Consider the following 17,002-nt stretch of genomic DNA (forward strand, 5'->3'; position numbering starts at 1 on the left):
CGCACACTGTCAAAGATCCAAACAGGAGCAGCCTCAGCGCCGCCTCCCGCCCCCCAAGGCCAGTGCCCGAGGGAGCCCAACATCATACAGCCCTCCGCCGAATCGTCAACACCCCGCCGCAAAAAAACCACTCCGCTCAGGGCACTCCAGCCGGTCGGCCGCCCCGCCACCCGGCACGCCGGTCGGCAAGGGGCGCGCATTGTGCACGCTCCGGGGCCTGTCGTCGAGGTGATGCCGGGCGGCGGCATTTCAAGGGCCCGGGGCGGGGCCCGCCCCGACCCCGGCGCGGGCCGCGCGTTCAGCCGGCACTGACCAGGCGCACCCGGGCGAAGGTGCGCTTGCCGACCGCGAGCACGCCGGTGAACCCCGGGGCGAAGGTGCGGCCGGCGTCCTCGACCACCTCGCCCTCGACCCGCACCGCGCGCTCGCGCAGCTTGCGCATCGCCTCGGAGTTGCTGGGGGTGAGGCCGGCGGCGGTGAGCAGGGCGGCGATGCGCAGCCCCTCGGCCGGCACCACCACGTCCTGCAGCGGCAGCAGGGCGGTGTCGCCCTCGCCGCGCACCGCGGCGTTCCAGCCGGCCACGGCCTGCTCGGCGGCGGCCGCGCCGTGGAAGCGCGCGGCCAGCTCGCGCGCCAGGCGCAGCTTGACGTCGCGCGGGTTGAGCGCGCCTTCGGCCACCGCGCGCTTCAGTCGCGCCGCCTCCTCGATCGTGATCTCGAAGCTGAGCAGCTCGATCCAGCGCCACATCAGCTCGTCGCCGATCTTCATCGTCTTGGTGACGATGTCTATCGCCGGCTCGGCGATGCCGATGTAGTTGCCGAGCGACTTGCTCATCTTCTGCACGCCGTCCAGGCCTTCCAGCAGCGGCATGGTCAGCACGATCTGCGGCGGCTGGCCGTAGTGCTCCTGCAGGGCGCGACCCATCAGCAGGTTGAACTTCTGGTCGGTGCCGCCGAGCTCGACGTCGGCCTGCAGCGCCACCGAGTCGTAGCCCTGCACCAGCGGATAGAGGAATTCGTGGATCGCGATCGGCTGGTGCGCGGCATAACGCTTGGCGAAGTCGTCGCGCTCGAGCATGCGCGCCACGGTGTGCTGGGCGGCGAGCCGGATCATGTCGGCCGCGCCCATCTTCCCGAACCATTCGGAGTTGAAACGCACCTCTGTGCGCTCGGGGTCGAGCACCTTGAACACCTGTGCCTCGTAGGTGCGGGCGTTGGCTTCGACCTCTTCGCGGGTGAGCGGCTTGCGGGTGGCGTTCTTGCCGGTGGGGTCGCCGATCATCCCGGTGAAGTCGCCGATCAGGAAGATCACCGTATGGCCGAGGTCCTGGAACTGCCGCATCTTGTTGAGCAGGACGGTGTGGCCCAGGTGCAGGTCGGGGGCGGTGGGATCGAAGCCGGCCTTGATGCGCAGGGGGCGGCCCAGGCGCAGGCGCGCCTCGAGCTCGTCGCGCTTGAGGATCTCGTCGGCGCCGCGGCCGATCAGGGCAAGGGCTGGTTCGAGCGACACGGGGGCCTCGTCGGCGGCCAAAGTGTGACCGCGATGGTAAAGGGTCCGTTAAACGGAAGGGGGATGCGGCAGGCCCGAAAAACCCATTCAGCTCAAAGGTTTGACGCGCCCTGTTCGCGTGACTATGGTAGCGCCGCTACGCGCCCGTCACGCGGGCCGATGGGGATTCCATGATGACAGCGACGAGCGGATCGCGACAGCGCGCGCCCGAAGCCACCCCGTCCCGCGCCCTGCGCCGGATGCCGGCCGCGTTCAACGGCCGCTGGACGCGCCGCCATTGGGCCCACGCCAGCCTGTTCGCGACCCTCGGCGCTCTGCTCGCCGCGCTGGTGCCCGGCTTCTCCGGCGCGATCTCCGCACCGCAGCAACCTGCGCTGGTCACCACCACGATGGCGCTGGCGCTGCCGCCGCTGCCGGCCTCGCGCCGGGCCAGCACGCCCGGCGACAGCTGGCAGGTGGTGTCGGTGCGGCCGGGGCAGACCCTGGGCGCGATCTTCGAGGAGCTGGACCTGCCGGCGACGCTGATGCACCGCATCCTCGAGCACCCGGGCGCGAAGCAGGCGCTGACCCGGCTCCGGCCCGGCGCCGAGCTCGCCTTCGACCTGCCGGCGGACGGCGGGCTGCGCGCGCTGCGCTACGACCGCGACGAGACCCACCGGGTCGAGCTGCAGCTGCAGGGCGATGCGATCGTCGAACGCGTGATCGAGCGTCCGGTCGAGGCCCGCACCGTGGTGATCAGCGGCGAGGTGGGACGTTCGCTGTTCCATTCCGCGCGCCGGCTCGGCCTGTCGCCGAAGGCGATCAACCAGCTCACCGACGAGATCTTCAAGTACGACATCGACTTCAACGAGGACGTGGCCGCGTCCGACCGCTTCAGCGTGGTGGTCGAGCAGCGCTGGCGCGAGGGCGAGCTGATCGGCACCGGCCCGGTGCTGGCGGCGACCTTCACCGCGCGCGGCAAGCTGTATTCGGGCTTCCGTTTCGAACGCAACGGCAAGCCGGAGTACTTCACCGCCGACGGCCGGCCGCTGAAGAAGAGCTTCATCCGCATGCCGATCCCGTACGCGCGCCTGACCTCGGGCTTCGGCGCGCGCCGCCACCCGGTGCTGGGCCGCATGCGCATGCACAAGGGCGTGGACTACGCCGCGCGCAGCGGCACGCCGATCATGGCCGCGGGCGATGCGCGGGTGAAGTTCGTCGGCTGGAAGGGCGGCTACGGCCGCACCGTGGTGCTCGACCACGGCCGCGGCTACACCACCCTGTACGCGCACATGTCGCGCTTCGGCGACATCCGCGCCGGGCAGCGCGTGCCGCAGGGCGCGGTGATCGGCTACGTCGGCAGCTCCGGCCTGTCCACCGGCCCGCACCTGCACTACGAGTTCCAGATCAACGGCGTGCACCGCAATCCGCTGTCGGTGACCATGCCGCCGCCCGAGCCGCTCAGCGGCGCCGCCCTGGCCGCGTTCCGCGCCCAGACCCAGCATGCGCTGGCGCGGATCCAGGAGGTCGAGCGGGTGGTGTTCGCCGACGCCGCGCCGGTGAAGCCGGCCAAGGGCCAGGGCAGGAGCTGAGGGCAGCACCGCGTGCTGCGGCGTGACGTCGCCGCGGCGCTTGCCTATGCTCGTGCGGGGCGCCCGCGCGGCGCATGCGGCAAGGACCGACGTGGCGGACGCCGAACTGTTCCTCGGACTGATCTCGGGCACCAGCGCCGACGGCATCGATGCCGCGCTGGTGCGCTTCGAGCACGGGCGCTGCGCGCTCGTGCACGGGCGCACCTATGCCTGGGAGCCGGCGCTGCGGGCGCGGCTGGTGGCGCTGGGCCAGGGCGGGGACGCCGCGTCGCTGGACGAGTTGGGCCGGCTCGACGTGCAGGTGGCGCACGCCTTCGCCGACGCCGCGCTGCGGCTGCTCGACGAGGTCGGCGTGGCCCCGGCGCAGGTGCGCGCGCTCGGCTCGCACGGCCAGACCGTGCGCCATCGCCCGGGCCCGCCGCATCCGTTCACCTGGCAGCTCGGCGACGGCCACGTGATCGCCGAGCGCACCCGCATCACCACGGTCGCCGACTTCCGCCGCCGCGACGTGGCCGCCGGCGGCCAGGGCGCGCCGCTGGTACCGGCCTTCCACGCCGCGCTGCTGCATGCGCCGGACGAGGACCGGGCGGTGCTGAACCTGGGCGGGATCGCCAACTTCACCCTGCTGCCGCGCCGCGGGCCGGTGCGCGGCTTCGACACCGGCCCGGCCAACGCGCTGCTCGATGCCTGGTGCCAGCGCCACACCGGCGCGGCGTTCGACGCCGGCGGCGCGTTCGCCGCGCGCGGCACGGTGGACCAGGCCCTGCTCGCGCGCCTGCTCGCCGAGCCGTGGTTCGCGCTGCCGCCGCCAAAGAGCACCGGGCGCGAGCAGTTCCAGCTCGCCTGGCTGCAGGCGCACCTGCGCGGCGGCGAACGCGCCGAGGACGTGCAGGCGACCCTGCTCGAGCTGGCCGCGCGCACGATCGCCGAGGCCCTGCATGCGAGCCAGCCGTACACCCGGCGCGTGATCGTGTGCGGCGGCGGCGTGCACAACCCGCACCTGCGGGCGCGGATCGCCGCGCTGCTGCCGGAGGCGGTGGTCGAGTCGAGCGCGGTGCACGGTCTCGACCCGGACTGCGTCGAGGCGATGGCCTTCGCCTGGCTGGCACGCGAGGCCCTGGCCGGGCGCCCGGGCAACCTGCCCGCGGTCACCGGCGCGCGCGGCCCGCGCGTGCTCGGAGTCGTATTCCCGGCCTGAACGGCGCGCTCAGGTCGGTTCGTCCTGTTCCCCTTCCTTGCGCACCACGTCCTCGAGCCGGTGGTCGAGGATGTGCGGCGGCGGCGTGGGTTCGGAGGCGCGCCCGATCAGGCCGAAGCCCGGATCGTTCGGCACCTGCTCGAGCGCCGCGATCGCCTGCTGCAGGGCGGTGGACTCGCGGTCGTCCAGGCGCACCTGGGCCCCGCTCTCGCAGGCATACAGCCCCTGCTCGAGCAGGGCCAGGAGGGTCTGGTGCATGTCCCAGCCGCGCGCCTGGGCCACGCGACGGATGCGCTCGGCCAGGACCGGATCAATGTCGCGCAGGACGATGTCGGTCATGCCACCCTCCAGCGGCGCACATTGACGGTCACGGATTCAACGCTCCGTGACGGTCAACGGCGACCTATCCGGCCGCCGCCCGCACCGGGCCGGCGCGGTGGCCCGGGCCGCGCAGGGCGAGCCAGGCGCACAGCAGCAGCGCCGGGATGCCGACCAGGGCGGTGGCAGCGAAGAACAGGGCATACCCGCCCATTTCGCCGTGTCCGGCCTGGAACGTCTCCACGGCCACGCCCGACAGCCCCTTCAGCAGCTTGCCCGGCAGGGCATAGAACGAGCTCAGCAGCGCGTACTGGGTGGCGGTGTAACCCAGGCTGGTCAGGCTCGACATGTAGCCGACCAACGCGACCCCGGCGAACCCGCTGCAGAAGTTGTCGATCACCATCGCCGCGGTGAACACGCCGGTGTCGGCGCCCGCCAGCGCCAGCCAGCTGAACGCGAGATTGGAGGCCGGCCCGAGCACCGCGCCCGCGAGCAGGGTCGGCACGAACCCGAACCGGACCGCGCTCAGCCCGGCCGCGGCCACACCGAGCACGGTCGCGACCAGCCCGAACGAGCCGCGCACCGCGCCCACGGTCTCCTTGCCGATGCCGAGGTCGGCGTAGAACGGGTTGGCCATCGGCCCCATCAGGAAGTCCGGCAGCCGGTACAGGCTGATCGCGACCAGCATCAGCAGCGCCCACTGTCCGTGCTGGCGGAAGAAGGCCACGAACGGGCCAAGCACCGCGTCGTACAGACCCTGCGGCGTGTACAGCGCGGGCTGCGACGTCGCGGCGGCCCGCACGCTGGCGGCCGGCTCGCGCGCCAGCAGCACCGCGGCCATGCCCACGCCCATCAGCGCCGCCATCAGCCCGTACGACAGCACCCAGCCGACCTGCGCGGCCACGATCAGGATCAGCGCGTCGGTGACCAGCAGCGCGCCGCGGTAGCCCAGGGTCGCGGTCGAGGTCAGCAGCCCCTGCTGCTCGTTGCTGTCGGCGCTCTCGATGCGCCAGGCGTCGATCACGATGTCCTGGGTGGCCGAGGCGAAGGCCACCACCAGCGCCAGCGCGCCGAACACCAGCAGCCGGTCGAGCGCGACCCCTGCCAGCGACAGCGTGTCCGCGCGCGGCTCGACCAGCGCCATCCCCACCAGCGCCGCGGCCACCACCAGCTGCGACAGCAGCATCCAGCCGCGACGGCGGCCGAGCCAGCGCCCGAGCAGCGGCGCATCGGCCTTGTCCACCAGCGGCGCCCACAGGAACTTCAGCGAGTACGCCAGGCCGACCCACGACAGGAACCCGATCGTGGACAGCTCGATGCCGTTCTCGCGCATCCAGAAGCCGAGCGTGTTGCCGACCAGGTAGATCGGGATGCCCGAGCTGAAGCCGAGCAGCAGCATCGCCAGCACCTTCGGCTGGCGCAGGTTCTGCGCGACGAGGCGCCAGCCGGCGGGCGTGCGCTCAGAGGTCATAGTCCACCGTGTACGGGGCGTGATCGGAGAAGCGCGGCTCGCGGGCAATGGAGCATGCGCGCAGGCGCGACGCAAGTGACGGCGTGGCCAGCTGGTAGTCGATGCGCCAGCCCACGTCCTTGGCGCGCGCCGCACCACGGTTGCTCCACCAGGTGTAGTCCTGGCCCTGCGGACGCAGCCGGCGGTAGGTGTCCACCCAGCCGTGCGCAGCCGGCGGCGTGCCGTCGCTGCCGCCGTCCTCGGCGATCTGGGCGTTGAGCCAGGCGCGCTCGGGCGGCAGGCAGCCGGAGTTCTTCTGGTTCGAGGTCCAGTTGCGGATGTCGAGCCGGCTGCGAACGATGTTGAAGTCGCCGCACAGGACGTAATCGCGGCCGCTGCGCAGCCAGTCGTCGAGGATCGGCCTGAGCCACTCCATGACCTGGAACTTGAACGCCTGCCGCTCCTCGCCGGACGAGCCGGAGGGGAGGTAGAACGAGACCACGCTGAGCCTGCCGAAGCGCGCCTCGAGGTAGCGGCCCTCGTCGTCGAACGGCGCCCAGCCGAGCTCGGTGCGGACCTCGTCCGGCTCGCGCTTGGCGTAGATCGCCACCCCGCTGTAGCCCATTTTGGTGCGCGCGTCGCGGAACCAGGCGCGGTAGCCGTCGGGGCGGAACGCGGCCTCGCCGAGCTGGTGCTCCTGGGCCTTGGTTTCCTGCACGCACAGCACGTCGGCGCGCTGCTGCGCGAACCAGTCGAAGAACCCCTTGGTGGCGGCCGAACGCAGGCCGTTGGCGTTGAAGGTGACGATGCGCATGCAGCAGGGCGGCGGGACGGGGCAGCGCAGCGTAGCGCAGGCCGACGGAACGCCGCGCGGTTCCGGCACAATCCGTGCCTTCCGCTCCCGGTTCCGCGCCCGATGTCCGACCACCGCATCCGCTTCCTCCGCCTGGCCCTGCGCGCGCAGGCGCTGCGCTTCGGCGAGTTCACCCTCAAGTCCGGGCGGGTCAGCCCGTACTTCTTCAACGCCGGGCGCTTCGACCGCGGCGCGCTGCTGGCGGAGCTGGCGGCCTGCTACGCCGATGCGGTCGAGGCCGCCGGGCTCGCGTTCGACCTGCTGTTCGGCCCGGCCTACAAGGGCATCCCGCTCGCGACCGCGCTGGCCTGCGAGTTCGCCCGCCGCGGTCGCGACCTGCCGCTGGCCTTCAACCGCAAGGAGGCCAAGGCGCATGGCGAGGGGGGGGTGCTGATCGGTGCGCCGCTGGCCGGGCGGCGGGTGCTGGTGGTGGACGACGTGATCACTGCCGGCACCGCGATCCGCGAGGCGCTGGGGCTGATCCGTGACGGCGGCGGGGCTCCCGCCGGAATCGTGATCGCGCTCGACCGCCAGGAACGCGCCAGCGACGACGACCCGCGCTCGGCCGCGCAGGCGGTGGCCGCCGCACACGGCATCCCGGTGGTGGCGGTGGCCGGACTGGCCGACCTGCTTGCGTTCGCGGGCGAAAGCGCGGAACTTGTGCCGCACCGCGACGCCCTGCGCGCCTACCGCGAACGCTGGGGCTGCGCGGCGGATCTTTGACCTGCGGCCGGCAGGGGGCTGCCACCATGACCATCACCCGTTCGCTCGCCATCGCCGTCCTGTTCGCCCTGTCGGCAAGCGCACAGGCGCAGAAAGCCCGCCAGGAACCGGCCCCTGCCAAGAAGCTCTACTGCTGGGAAGAGAACGGCCGCAAGGTCTGCGGCGACGCGCTGCCGGCCGAGGCCGCGGGCGCGGCGCGCACCGAATTCAGCGCCCGCAGCGGCCGCCGCACCGGCCAGGTCGGCCCGGCCCTGAGCGAGGACGAACGCGCCGCTGTCGAAGCGGCCGAAGCCGAGGCCGCCCGCGCCGCGGCCGAGGAGCAGGCGCGGATCCGGCGCGAGCTGGCGATGGTGGAGTCCTACGCCACCGAGGACGAGCTGCGCCGCGCGTTCCACGAACGCATCACCCTGCTCGACGAGACGGTGAAGGCCTCCCGGCTCGGCGTGGACGGCCTGCGCCACAGCCTGATCTCGCAGCTGCGCCGCGCCGGGGAACTGGAGTTGGCCGGCAAACCGGTGCCGAAGACCCTGGCCGACAACATCCGGCACCAGTACGCCGCATTGCGCCGCCAGGAGCGCCTGCTCGTGCAGCAGGTGCGGGATCGGGCCGAACTCGACGGCGAGTTCACCTCGGCGCTGGAACGCTACCGCGCGCTCAAGCGCCAGGCCGCGGAGGCCGCGGCGGCCGCGGCCGCGCCGGAGGCCGGGCCGACGCCCTGACCCCCGGCCGCCGGCTCAGAACGGCAGCTTCAGGCCGGGCTCCAGCGCGAGCAGCTGCTCGCGGAATGCGGCCTGGATGCGGGCCAGGGCCTCGGCGTTGTCGGCGTCGAAACGCAACACCAGCACCGGGGTGGTGTTGGAGGCGCGCACCAGGCCCCAGCCGTCCGGCCAGTCCACGCGCAGGCCGTCCATGGTGGACGCCCGACCGCCCTCGAACCGGGCCGCGGCCCGGAACCGCTCGACGAAGGCATGCGGGTTGCCGCTCGGCGGCTCCACCTTGATCTCGGGCGTGGAGACCCCTTCCGGCAGCGCGTTGAGCACCTCGCTCGGCGACTCGGGGCGCGCGGCCAGGATCTCGAGCAGGCGCGCGGCGGCGTAGATCGCGTCGTCGAAGCCGTACCAGCGCTCCTTGAAGAAGAAGTGGCCGCTCATCTCGCCGGCCAGTTCGGCCTCGACCTCGCGCATGCGCGCCTTGATCAGCGAGTGCCCGGTCTTCCACATCATCGGGCTGCCACCGTGGCGCAGGATGTGGCCGGCCAGGCGTCCGGTGCACTTGACGTCGTAGACGATCACCGCGCCCGGGTTGCGCTCGAGCACGTCGGCGGCGAACAGCATCAGCAGCCGGTCGGGGAAGATGTTGCGGCCGTCGCGGGTGACCACGCCGAGGCGGTCGCCGTCGCCGTCGAAGGCCAGGCCGAGGTCGGCGTCGAGCCGCTGCACCATCTGCACCAGGTCGGTCAGGTTCTGCGGATCGCTCGGATCGGGGTGGTGGCTGGGGAAGGTGCCGTCCACCTCGCAGTACAGCGGCGTGACCTCGGCGCCGATCGCCTCCAGCACGCGCGGCGCGATCGCGCCGGCGATGCCGTTGCCGGCGTCCACCACCACCCGCAGGCGGCGGTCGAGCTGCACGTCGGAGGCGATGCGCTCGACGTAGTCGTTGGCGACGTCGTAGTGCTGCAGGGTGCCGGGCACGGGTGCGTCGTGCAGGCGATCCTCGGCGATGCGCGCGTACAAGCCGGCGATCGCCTCGCCGGCGAGGGTCTCGCCGCCGAGCACGATCTTGAAGCCGTTGTATTCGGGCGGGTTGTGGCTGCCGGTCACCACCACGCACGAGCCGGTGCGCAGGTGATAGGCGGCGAAATAGACCACCGGGGTGGCCGCCTGGCCGAGATCAATCACGTTGCAACCGGCCTTGCGCAGGCCCTCGATCAGGGCCGCGGACAGCTCCGGCCCGGACAGGCGGCCATCGCGGCCGACCACGATGTCGCGCAGGCCCTTGTCGTGCATCAGCGAGCCGATCGCATGACCGATCAGGGTCGCCACGCCGGGATCGAGGGTCTGGCCGACCACGCCGCGGATGTCGTAGGCGCGGAAGATCGAGCGGTCCACGCCCACCGCCTGTTCGCGCGGCGGCGCCGGCACCTCCTCGACTTTCGGCGGCGGCGGCACGGCCGGCTCCCGCTGCAGGGCCTCGGCCAGCGTGGGGGCCGGCTCGTCCGCGGCCTCGGCCGCCGCGGCCAGGGCCGGGCGGCGGTACAGCCACGCCAGCGCGCCGGCGAGCAGCAGGAACACGGCCGCCCCGATCGCGGCGCCGAGCGGGCCGAGCCCGAAGGCCGCGGTCCCGGCGTCGGGCACGCCGGCGGCGATGCGCCAGTCGGTGCCCGGCACCGGCGCGGCCAGCACCTCGGCGCCGTCGGCCAGCGCCGCATTGCCGCGCTCGAGCACGCTGTGGCTGCCCTGGCGCAGGGCGAGGTACCCGTCGTCGCCCGGCGTGGCGGCCTCCAGCGGCGCGGTCACCCGGGCCAGCGGAAACCGGACATAGGCCACGCCGACCACGCCCGTGCCATCGGCCACCGGCGCGGCCAGGGCGAATTTCGGCGCCTTGCCGTCGCGGACGACGGCGGCGACCGGCTTGCCGCTGGCCAGCGCCGCCTGGAGCAGGGCGAGCTTGCCGTAGCCGCTGGCGGCCGGATCGGCGAAGGCGGTGTCCAGCCCCGGCGGCCAGGCTTCGACCTGCTCGACCCCGGCCCAGCCGCGGCCGATCGCGCCCGCCACGGCGGCATGGTCGCCCCCGACCGCCGCCGACCGCACCGCGGCATCACCGACGCGGCGTTCGAGTTCCTGCACGTCCTTGCGCACCGTCGCGGCGATGCTCGCCACCGCGGCATCGCGGGTGGCGACCAGGGCGGCCTCGCCGCGCGCGGCCTGCCAGGTGCGCCAGGCGCCCCAGCCGAACCAGGCCGCCAACAGCACCAGCACCGCCGCGAGCGCCGGCAGCGCCGGGCGCAGTTGCGCGGCGGTCAGCCGCGGACGCTTGGAGTCGCTCATGTCCCTCTCCCCTTCAGCGCACGCCGGTGTGGCCGAAGCCGCCGGCCCCCCGCGCGCTTTCCTCGAAAGTATCCACCACCTGCAACACCGCGCGCACGATCGGCAGGATCACCAGCTGGGCGATGCGGTCGCCCGGCGCGATGGTGTAGGGCTCGCGGCCGCGGTTCCAGGTGCTGATCAGCAGCGGCCCCTGGTAGTCGGCGTCGATCAGGCCGGTGCCGTTGCCGAGCACGATGCCGTGCCGGTGGCCGAGCCCGGAGCGCGGCAGGATCACCGCGCACAGGGTGGGATCGGCGAGGTGGATCGCCAGGCCCGACGGGATCAGCGCCGCCTCGCCCGGGGCCAGGGTGAGCGGCGCCTCGAGCGCGGCGCGCAGATCGAGCCCGGCGCTGGCCTCGGTGGCATAGGCCGGCAACGGCCAGACGTCACCGAAGCGCGGATCGAGCAGCTTGACTTCGAGGGTGCGGCGCATCGGTGGGCGCTCCGTTGAGACGCGAATCAACGCGGATGGCCGCGGATCCAGCAACGATCCATGTTCATCCGCGTTCATCCGCGTCCAGGAACAAGGCCATCAGATCCAGCAATGCCTCGGCGACTTCGCGCTTGCCGGCCGGGCCGAGGGTGTGCATCGCGCCGTCGCGGGAGAACACGATCAGGGTGTTGTCGTCGGCCTCGAACCCGCTGCCGGCCACGCCGACGCGGTTGGCGGCGATCAGGTCGAGCCGCTTCTCGGCGAGCTTGCCGCGCGCGTAGCGCTCCAGGTCGTGGGTCTCGGCGGCGAAGCCGACCACCACGCGCGGGCGCTGCGGGTGCGCGGCCACTTCCGCCAGCGTGTCCGGGGTGCGCACCAGCTCCAGGGTCAGGATCTGCGCCCCCGGCATCTTCTTGAGTTTGTGCGGCGAGACCGCGCGCGGGGTCCAGTCGGCCACCGCGGCCGCGCCGATGTACGCATCGGCCGGCAGCGCGCCGAGCACGGCCTCGCGCAGCTGCGCGGCCGAACGCACGTCGATGCGGGCCACGCCGTCGGGGGTGGGCAGGTGCACGGGGCCGGCGACCAGCACCACCTGCGCGCCGCGCCGCGCCGCGGCCTCGGCCAGTGCGAAGCCCATCTTGCCGCTGCTGCGGTTGCCGAGGAACCGGACCGGATCGAGGTCCTCGTAGGTCGGCCCCGCGCTGACCACGATCCGGCGGCCGGCGAGCGCGCGGTTCAAGCCATCGCCTCCGCGAGTGCGGCGACGATCGCCTGCGGCTCGGCCATGCGCCCCGGCCCGGACTCGCCCTCGGCCAGCGGGCCGTCGTCGGGGCCGATCTGCTGCACGCCGCGCGCGCGCAGCGTGGCCATGTTCGCCTGCGTGGCCGGGTGCAGCCACATGCGGTGGTTCATCGCCGGCGCGACCGAGACCGGCGCGGTGGTGGCCAGGCACAGGGTGCTGACCAGGTCGTCGGCGAACCCATGGGCGAGCTTGGCGAGCATGTTCGCCGTGGCCGGCGCGATCACGATCCGCTCGGCCCAGCGCGCCAGTTCCAGATGACCCATCGCCGCCTCCGCCTGCGCGTCCCAGAGCGAGGTGCGCACCGGCAGGTGCGAGAGGGCCTGGAAGGTCTGCGCGCCGACGAAGCGCTGCGCGTCCTCGGTCATCGCCACCTGCACCGTGGCGCCGGCCTCGCGCAGGCGCCGCACCAGGTCGGCGGCCTTGTACGCGGCGATCCCGCCGCACACGCACAGCAGCAGGCGGCGGCCTTGCAGGCGGGACGGGGCCTCGGACATCGGTGCGGAAAATTCCTGCCGCGGAACGAGGGCCTAGCTTACCCGAACGTCCGCATCCGCCCGATCGGCGCGCGTGCCGTGCGCGGCGATCCTGTGCACGTCATCCGGGCGCGGCCGGGCGCCACCCGCCGACCCCCAGCGCCCCGAGGCCGGGCGGCCGCACGCCGCGCCCGGATGGCCTTCCGTCCCATCCCTCCCCTGCCGCCCGATGCACATCCGCGACTGGCCCGCCCACGAACGTCCGCGCGAGAAGCTGCTGACACGCGGCCCCGCCGCGCTCTCGGACGCCGAGCTGCTGGCGATCTTCCTCGGCTCCGGCCTGCGCGGGCGCGACGCGGTGGCGACCGCGCGCGAACTGCTCGTCGCGCACGGGCCGCTGCGCGCGCTGCTCGACCGGCCGCCGGCCGCGCTCGCCGCCCTGCCCGGCCTCGGCCCGGCCCGCGCCTGCGGGCTCGCCGCCGCGCTCGAGCTCGGCCAGCGCCACCTCGCCGCCGGGCTGGAGCGCGGCGAGGCGCTGGCCGACCCGGACGCCGCCGGGCGCTACTTCGCCCGGCGCCTGCGCCACCAGCCGCAGGAAGTGTTCGCGGCGCTGTTCCTGGACACCCGCCACCGCGCGCTCGCGTTCGAGGAGCTGTTCCGCGGCACGATCGACGGCGCCGAGGTGCACCCGCGCGAGATCGCCCGGCGCGCGCTGGCGCACAACGCCGCCGCGGTGATCGTCGGCCACAACCATCCGAGCGGGAACCCCGAACCCAGCGCCGCCGACCGCGCGGTCACCGCCCGGCTCAAGCAGGCCCTGGCGCTGGTGGACGTGCGCCTGCTCGACCATTTCGTGGTCGCCGACGGCCCACCGGTGTCGCTGGCGGCGAAGGGCTGGGTGTGAGGCCGGATCCGCGGCCGGCCGCGGCCCCGGCCGGCGCAGGCTTGGCCGTACAATGTGCGGCCTTTTGCAAGATCCGCAGACCGCTTCGTGAAAGCCCAGCTCCGCGCCCTCATCGCCCAGGGCCTCGATGCCCTGCGGGCGGCCGGCACCGTGCCGGCCGACGCGCCCGCGCCCGAGTTCGTCGTCGAGCGGCCGAAGGAACGCGCGCACGGCGATTTCTCCACCAACGCCGCGCTGGTGCTGGCCAAGGCGGCGCGCACCAACCCGCGTGCGCTGGCGCAGGCGCTGGTCGCGGCGCTGCCGGCGTCCGCAGACGTGGCCAAGGTGGAGCTCGCCGGCCCCGGCTTCGTCAACTTCCACCTCACCCCCGGCGCCTGGCAGCGCCAGGTGCGCGCGGTGCTCGAGGCCGGCGCCGCGTTCGGCCGCAACCCGCGCGGCGGCGGGCGCACGGTCGGCGTGGAGTTCGTCTCCGCCAACCCGACCGGCCCGCTGCACGTCGGCCACGGCCGCGCCGGCGCGATCGGCGACTGCATCGCGCGCGTGCTCGAAGCCAACGGCTGGCGCGTGGTGCGCGAGTTCTACTACAACGACGCCGGGGCCCAGATCGAGAACCTGGCGCGCTCGGTGCAGGCCCGCGCCAAGGGCATGACCCCCGAGCACCCGGACTGGCCGGCGGACGGCTACCGCGGCGACTACATCGTGGACGTGGCCAACGCCTACCTGCGCGGCGAGACGGTCGAGTTCGAGGGCCACGCCGTCACCGGCGCGCGCGATCCCGACGACCTCGAGGCGATCCGCCGCTTCGCCGTGGCCTACCTGCGCCGCGAGCAGAACCAGGACCTCGAGGCCTTCGGCGTGCGCTTCGACGTGTACTTCCTCGAGTCCTCGCTGTACGCCGAGGGCAAGGTGGAGGAGACCGTGCGCGAACTGGTCGCCCACGGCCATACCTACGAGGACGGCGGCGCGCTGTGGCTGCGCACCACCGACTTCGGCGACGACAAGGACCGGGTGATGCGCAAGTCGGACGGCACGTACACGTACTTCGTGCCGGACGTGGCCTACCACCGCAGCAAGTGGCTGCGCGGCTACGAGCGCGCGATCACCGAGCTCGGCGCCGACCACCACGGCTCGCTGGCGCGGGTGCGCGCCGGCCTGCAGGCGCTCGACTGCGGCATCCCGCCGGACTACCCGGAGTATGTGCTGCACCAGATGGTGACGGTGATGCGCGGCGGCGAGGAGGTGAAGCTGTCCAAGCGCGCCGGCAGCTACGTCACCCTGCGCGACCTGATCGACGAGGTCGGCCGCGACGCCACGCGCTGGTTCCTGGCCGCGCGCAAGCCGGATTCGCAGCTGGTGTTCGACATCGACCTGGCGCGCTCGCAGAGCAACGACAACCCGGTCTACTACGTGCAGTACGCGCACGCGCGGGTGTGCAGCCTGCTGCGCCAGGCCGGCGAGAAGGGCTACGCCTACGACCAGGCCGAGGCGTTCGCGCACCTGCACACGCTCGACGACCCGCACGCGCTGGCGCTGCTGCGCGAGCTCTCGCGTTATCCGGAAGTGGTGGAGGCCGCCGCCGACACGCTCGAGCCGCACCTCGTCGCGCAGTACCTGCGCGAGCTGGCCAACGCGTTCCACACCTGGTACCACGTGCAGCCGGTCCTGGTGGAGCAATCCGGCCCGCGCAACGCGCGCCTGGCGCTGAGCCTGGCCACCGGCCAGGTGCTGCGCAACGGTCTGGACCTGCTGGGCGTGTCCGCCCCGGAGCGGATGTGATGGCGGCGCGACGCGGCAGATCGCAGGCGCGGCGCACCTCCGGCGACGGCATCCCCGGCTGGGCCTGGCTGATCGCCGGGATCCTGATCGGGATCGTGGCCCTGATCGCGGCGCCGAAGTTCCTGCGCTCGGACGCCGCCGACGGCTTCTTCCGGCCCACGCCCAACCCCGATGCGAAGCCGGCCGCGGACAGCGCCGCGCCGGAGGCCGAGCCGATCGTGCCCGAGCCGGCCGAGCCGGCGAAGGACGCGCCGCGCAAGGAGCCCACCTACGACTTCTACACCCTGCTGCCGGGCGAGGAAGTCGCGCTCTCGGACGCCGAACTCGCCGCGCGCGAACGCGCCGAGGCCGAACGCGAGGCGGCCCGGCAGGACGCGGCGACCCCGGCGGCCGCGGACGCAGACGTGGCTGCGGCCAACGCCGCGCCGCCGGCCGCAGCCGAGGCCCCCACCGAGCGCCAGGCCCGCTACCTGCTGCAGGCCGGCGCGTTCGCCGCCAGCGGCGACGCCGAGGCGCTGAAGGCGCGCATCGCCCTGCTCGGCCTGAGCGCCCGGGTGGAGTCGGCGCAGCGGGACGGCAAGACCCTCTACCGCGTGCGCATGGGGCCCTACGGCACCGCCGCCGAGCTGGCCGAGGCCAAGCGCAAGCTGGCCGACGGCGGCCTGCCGGCGATGGCGATCAAGGTCAAGTAGGCCGTTCTCGACCGCTGAGACGGCCACCCCGCACACTGCGCCCTCCGTCCCCAGGATCCGGAAGCCGCGCGATGCCGATCGAAACCGCCCTCGTCAAACCGGTGGTGGACGCCCTGCTGGCGCTGCTGCGCCGCGGCGAGTCCCTCAAGCTCAAGCACGACGCCGAGCGCGCGCTGCGCGAGGCGATCCGCGAGCTGCTGCTGGCCAATCCGGACGAGAACAAGGCCGCGGCACGGATCGCGGTGGCCAAGGCCGCCGGGATCCTGTCCGAGGACGTGGCGCTGGCCGAGGACATGCTGCGCAAGCACCGCGCGACCAAGGCGCGCACCACCGGCAAGGCCGCGACCGGGCGCCGACGCAAGCCGGCCGTGGCCGCGAAACCCGCGCCGGCCGCGCCGAAACCGCGCAGGCCCGCCGCGCGTCCCGCCACCAAGAAGCCCCGTCCATGACCCGCACCGCCTTCATCACCGGCGCCACCTCCGGCTTCGGCCGCGCCGCCGCGCGCCGCTTCGTCGCCGGCGGCTGGCGCGTGGTCGCCACCGGCCGCCGCGCCGAGCGCCTGCAGGCGCTGGCCGCCGAGCTCGGCCCCGAACGCGTCCACACCGCCTGCTTCGACGTGCGCGACGAGGCGGCGATGCGCGCCGCGCTCGACGCCCTGCCGGCGCCGTTCCGCGACGTGGACCTGCTCGTCAACAACGCCGGCCTGGCGCTGGGCACGAAGCCGGCGCCGCAGGCCAGCCTCGCCGACTGGCACACGATGATCGACACCAACGTGCGCGCGCTGGCCACGCTCACCCACGCGCTGCTGCCAACCCTGATCGCGCGGCGCGGGGCGATCATCAACGTCAGCTCCACCGCCGCGCGCTATCCGTACCCGGGCGGCAACGTGTACGGCGGCACCAAGGCCTTCGTCAGCCAGTTCTCGCTCGGCCTGCGCGCCGACCTGCACGGCACCGGGGTGCGCGTGACCACGCTCGAGCCGGGCATGGCCGAGACCGAGTTCACCCTGGTGCGCACCCACGGCGACCAGGCGGCCTCGGACGCGCTGTACCGCGGCGCGCAGCCGATCACCGCCGAGGACATCGCCCAGACCCTGTTCTGGATCGCGACCCTGCCGCCGCACCTGAACGTCAACCGGCTCGAACTGATGCCCACCCGGCAGTCGTTCGCCGGCTTCCAGGTGCACCGCGAGGACTGACGCGCGCGCCGCGCG

14 protein-coding genes and 2 pseudogenes are annotated in these 17,002 nt (G+C 73.6%); 9 read left to right on the top strand and 7 right to left on the bottom strand.

Going from position 1 to position 17,002, the window contains the following annotated elements; genetic code table 11:
• Positions 1-298 precede the first annotated feature (298 nt).
• Entirely contained in the window at positions 299-1,510 is a 1,212-nt protein-coding gene (gene tyrS / locus FPV26_RS08655; protein WP_147653487.1) for a tyrosine--tRNA ligase, read from the bottom strand.
• Between the two features lie 173 nt (positions 1,511-1,683).
• Between tyrS and FPV26_RS08660 the strand changes: the two genes are divergently transcribed.
• Both FPV26_RS08660 and FPV26_RS08665 read left to right on the top strand, forming a co-directional pair.
• Positions 1,684-3,081 carry a peptidoglycan DD-metalloendopeptidase family protein gene (locus FPV26_RS08660; RefSeq protein WP_425473082.1) on the top strand — a complete coding sequence of 466 codons (1,398 nt, stop codon included), beginning with the start codon at positions 1,684-1,686 and terminating at the stop codon, positions 3,079-3,081.
• Between the two features lie 46 nt (positions 3,082-3,127).
• The gene (locus tag FPV26_RS08665; RefSeq protein WP_147653489.1) at positions 3,128-4,279 is read left to right on the top strand and encodes an anhydro-N-acetylmuramic acid kinase; all 1,152 of its coding nucleotides are present in this window, start codon (positions 3,128-3,130) and stop codon (positions 4,277-4,279) included.
• A gap of 120 nt (positions 4,280-4,399) precedes the next feature.
• Here FPV26_RS08665 and FPV26_RS08670 read toward each other — a convergent pair.
• From FPV26_RS08670 to FPV26_RS08680, 3 genes and pseudogenes are all read right to left on the bottom strand, one after another.
• A pseudogene (locus FPV26_RS08670) lies at positions 4,400-4,618 on the bottom strand (hypothetical protein); the annotation flags it as partial.
• A 64-nt stretch (positions 4,619-4,682) separates the two neighbouring features.
• The gene (locus tag FPV26_RS08675; protein ID WP_147653490.1) at positions 4,683-6,068 is read right to left on the bottom strand and encodes an AmpG family muropeptide MFS transporter; all 1,386 of its coding nucleotides are present in this window, start codon (positions 6,066-6,068) and stop codon (positions 4,683-4,685) included.
• Positions 6,058-6,861 (bottom strand): exodeoxyribonuclease III, encoded by an 804-nt coding sequence (locus tag FPV26_RS08680; protein WP_147653491.1) that lies wholly within the window; start codon positions 6,859-6,861, stop codon positions 6,058-6,060. The genes FPV26_RS08675 and FPV26_RS08680 overlap by 11 nt, the downstream gene beginning before the upstream one ends.
• 102 nt (positions 6,862-6,963) lie before the next feature.
• On the opposite strand from FPV26_RS08680, the gene pyrE reads away from it, so the two are divergent.
• Complete coding sequence (gene pyrE / locus FPV26_RS08685) at positions 6,964-7,623, top strand: orotate phosphoribosyltransferase (RefSeq protein ID WP_147653492.1); 660 nt, start codon at positions 6,964-6,966, stop codon at positions 7,621-7,623.
• A 26-nt stretch (positions 7,624-7,649) separates the two neighbouring features.
• Complete coding sequence (locus FPV26_RS08690; RefSeq protein ID WP_246109248.1) at positions 7,650-8,342, top strand: hypothetical protein; 693 nt, start codon at positions 7,650-7,652, stop codon at positions 8,340-8,342.
• A 15-nt stretch (positions 8,343-8,357) separates the two neighbouring features.
• On the opposite strand, the gene FPV26_RS08695 is transcribed toward FPV26_RS08690, so the two are convergent.
• The 3 genes and pseudogenes from FPV26_RS08695 to coaBC all read right to left on the bottom strand — a co-directional run bounded on the left by FPV26_RS08695 (position 8,358) and on the right by coaBC (position 12,438).
• Complete coding sequence (locus FPV26_RS08695; RefSeq protein ID WP_147653493.1) at positions 8,358-10,670, bottom strand: phosphomannomutase/phosphoglucomutase; 2,313 nt, start codon at positions 10,668-10,670, stop codon at positions 8,358-8,360.
• A gap of 13 nt (positions 10,671-10,683) precedes the next feature.
• Positions 10,684-11,142, bottom strand: a complete 459-nt coding sequence (gene dut / locus FPV26_RS08700; RefSeq protein WP_147653494.1) for a dUTP diphosphatase — start codon at positions 11,140-11,142, stop codon at positions 10,684-10,686.
• Between the two features lie 64 nt (positions 11,143-11,206).
• Positions 11,207-12,438 (bottom strand): annotated as a pseudogene (gene coaBC, locus FPV26_RS08705) (bifunctional phosphopantothenoylcysteine decarboxylase/phosphopantothenate--cysteine ligase CoaBC).
• A 208-nt stretch (positions 12,439-12,646) separates the two neighbouring features.
• On the opposite strand from coaBC, the gene radC reads away from it, so the two are divergent.
• The 5 genes from radC (at position 12,647) to FPV26_RS08730 (ending at position 16,987) form a co-directional block, all read left to right on the top strand.
• On the top strand, positions 12,647-13,321 hold the full coding sequence (gene radC, locus FPV26_RS08710; protein WP_147653495.1) for a RadC family protein: 675 nt from the start codon (positions 12,647-12,649) through the stop codon (positions 13,319-13,321).
• 87 nt (positions 13,322-13,408) lie between these two features.
• A complete protein-coding gene (gene argS, locus FPV26_RS08715; RefSeq protein ID WP_147653496.1) occupies positions 13,409-15,097 on the top strand; it encodes an arginine--tRNA ligase in 1,689 nt (562 codons plus the stop codon).
• A complete protein-coding gene (locus FPV26_RS08720; RefSeq protein WP_147653497.1) occupies positions 15,097-15,789 on the top strand; it encodes an SPOR domain-containing protein in 693 nt (230 codons plus the stop codon). Before argS ends, FPV26_RS08720 begins: the two co-directional genes overlap by 1 nt.
• A gap of 71 nt (positions 15,790-15,860) precedes the next feature.
• Positions 15,861-16,238, top strand: a complete 378-nt coding sequence (locus FPV26_RS08725; RefSeq protein ID WP_147653498.1) for a hypothetical protein — start codon at positions 15,861-15,863, stop codon at positions 16,236-16,238.
• On the top strand, positions 16,235-16,987 hold the full coding sequence (locus tag FPV26_RS08730) for an SDR family NAD(P)-dependent oxidoreductase (RefSeq protein ID WP_147653499.1): 753 nt from the start codon (positions 16,235-16,237) through the stop codon (positions 16,985-16,987). Before FPV26_RS08725 ends, FPV26_RS08730 begins: the two co-directional genes overlap by 4 nt.
• Positions 16,988-17,002: the final 15 nt, after the last annotated feature.

The sequence above is a fragment of the Vulcaniibacterium gelatinicum genome (assembly GCF_008033445.1).
GTDB lineage: Bacteria > Pseudomonadota > Gammaproteobacteria > Xanthomonadales > Xanthomonadaceae > Vulcaniibacterium_B > Vulcaniibacterium_B gelatinicum.

Excerpts from the sequence above, each read along its gene's own strand:
- FPV26_RS08660 (WP_425473082.1), top strand. The coding sequence starts at position 1,684 with ATGACAGCGACGAGCGGATCGCGACAGCGCGCGCCCGAAGCCACCCCG.
- FPV26_RS08665 (WP_147653489.1), top strand. The coding sequence starts at position 3,128 with ATGCTCGTGCGGGGCGCCCGCGCGGCGCATGCGGCAAGGACCGACGTG.
- FPV26_RS08675 (WP_147653490.1), bottom strand. The coding sequence starts at position 6,068 with ATGACCTCTGAGCGCACGCCCGCCGGCTGGCGCCTCGTCGCGCAGAAC.
- FPV26_RS08680 (WP_147653491.1), bottom strand. The coding sequence starts at position 6,861 with ATGCGCATCGTCACCTTCAACGCCAACGGCCTGCGTTCGGCCGCCACC.
- pyrE (WP_147653492.1), top strand. The coding sequence starts at position 6,964 with ATGTCCGACCACCGCATCCGCTTCCTCCGCCTGGCCCTGCGCGCGCAG.
- FPV26_RS08690 (WP_246109248.1), top strand. The coding sequence starts at position 7,650 with ATGACCATCACCCGTTCGCTCGCCATCGCCGTCCTGTTCGCCCTGTCG.
- FPV26_RS08695 (WP_147653493.1), bottom strand. The coding sequence starts at position 10,670 with ATGAGCGACTCCAAGCGTCCGCGGCTGACCGCCGCGCAACTGCGCCCG.
- dut (WP_147653494.1), bottom strand. The coding sequence starts at position 11,142 with ATGCGCCGCACCCTCGAAGTCAAGCTGCTCGATCCGCGCTTCGGTGAC.
- radC (WP_147653495.1), top strand. The coding sequence starts at position 12,647 with ATGCACATCCGCGACTGGCCCGCCCACGAACGTCCGCGCGAGAAGCTG.
- FPV26_RS08720 (WP_147653497.1), top strand. The coding sequence starts at position 15,097 with ATGGCGGCGCGACGCGGCAGATCGCAGGCGCGGCGCACCTCCGGCGAC.
- FPV26_RS08725 (WP_147653498.1), top strand. The coding sequence starts at position 15,861 with ATGCCGATCGAAACCGCCCTCGTCAAACCGGTGGTGGACGCCCTGCTG.
- FPV26_RS08730 (WP_147653499.1), top strand. The coding sequence starts at position 16,235 with ATGACCCGCACCGCCTTCATCACCGGCGCCACCTCCGGCTTCGGCCGC.